The following is a 1554-nucleotide window of genomic DNA, read 5'->3' as shown; positions in this document are numbered from 1 at the left end:
CGCGACCCGCCTCGCCCGGCGCCGCGCGCCGTGTCCCCGCGCGCCCGACCCGGTCCGCACCCCCGCCGTCACAGGTACTCCCTGATCCTCGGCGCGATCCCCACGACCACCGCGAACGCGGCCAGGGTGGACAGCGCGATGATGAGGTCCGGCCCGTTGGAGGAGGTGCGGCGGGCGTTGTCGATGCGCGTGCGCAGGGTGTCGCGGGCCTCCTCGATGGCGTCCTGCATGGACTCGTCGAACTCCTCGAACGCGGCCCCCGAGTCGCCCTCGCTCTGGCCGGAGGAGATGGTGATCGCGCCCTGGTAGTCGCCCTGTTGGTACAGGGAGTCGGCGCGGTTCTGGGCGGCCATCCAGGCGTCGAGCGCCTCGATCGCGTCCGTCACCGCACCCTGCGAGTCGAGGTTGATGCGGCCGGAGGAGTCCGCGTCGTCCTCGTCGTCGAGGTAGACGGTCAGGGTGTCACGCACGTTGCCCAGGGTGGTCGCCCGCTCGGCCGCCGACCCTTCCGGATCGGTGCGCCGCACCAGGTTGAGCGTCTCCTGCGCGCGCACCTTCTGGGCGTTGATGCGCTGGCGGGTGAGCTCGTTCATCGGGGCCGCGCCCTCGGACAGGCCCTTGGCGTTGTCGTTGGCCGCGAGGAACCCGGCGATCATCGTGAGCAGGAACGTCGCCACCATGAGCAGCGAGCCCAGGGCGAGCGCCGGGTTGAACCGCCGCCCGGTGAGCCGCCACAGCCACTGTTGCAACAGCAACAGCACCGCGATCGCCAGCCCCAGCAGGAAGAACGACCCCCATGGCGGCGACGACCACTCCCTGTCCGACTGTCCCACCGACGTGGACTGCCGGTCGTACAGGTCCGCGGCGGCGGGCAGGATCGTGTCCTGCATCAGCGTCGACGCCGACGCCAGATACGCCGAGCCGACCGGATTGGCCACGCGGTTGTTGGTGCGCGCCGTCTCCACCAGGCCGGTGTAGGTGGCCAGCTGGGCGTTGATGAGGGCGAGCTGTTCGATGGACTCGGTGTCGGTGCGGTCGAGGCCCTGGGAGGCGGCGATGATCGACGACGACGAGGTCGCGATCGCCTGGAGGTAGCGTTCGCGCAGTTCCGCAGGTTCGATACCGCCGGTGATGAACGCGGTGTTCGCCGCGGAGTCCGCGATCGTCAGGGAGCTGTACAACGTCTGCGAGGCGTTGGCGACGGGCTCGACCTCCGCCAGCAGCGTCTCGTGATAACTCTGCCGCTGGGTGATCGTCGAGGACGCCACGATCCCACCCGTGAGCACCGTGATGATCGCGAGCAACGCGAAGACCGACATGCGGCCCGGCGTGGTGAGCACGTCGTTCCAGAAGCGGGCGGCGCGGCGACGGACCGGCCTGCGGGGTTGGAGGGTGGATGACGACTCGCCACCCGAGCCGGGCGTTGGTGTGAGCGTGGAGGCGGAGCCGGGCCGGGAGCCGGAGGCCGACGTGGAGGCGGAGCCGGACCGGGAGCCGGAGGCGGCACCTGATGCGGGTGCGGCGCCGGCCCGGGGAGCGGCGTCGGCCGAGGAT

1 protein-coding gene is annotated in these 1554 nt (G+C 71.1%); it reads right to left on the bottom strand.

All coding sequences use genetic code 11. The features are described 5' to 3' along the window. Positions 1-68 precede the first annotated feature (68 nt). A partial coding sequence (locus tag G6024_RS10810; protein ID WP_159148682.1) for a GlnX family signal transduction membrane protein occupies positions 69-1554 on the bottom strand: 1486 nt, incomplete at its 5' end.

This window comes from Dietzia maris (assembly GCF_014144855.1).
Taxonomy (GTDB): Bacteria; Actinomycetota; Actinomycetes; order Mycobacteriales; family Mycobacteriaceae; genus Dietzia; species Dietzia kunjamensis.
The sequence above is the reverse complement of the archived record's forward strand: the minus strand, read 5'-3'. Positions and strand labels throughout refer to the sequence as shown.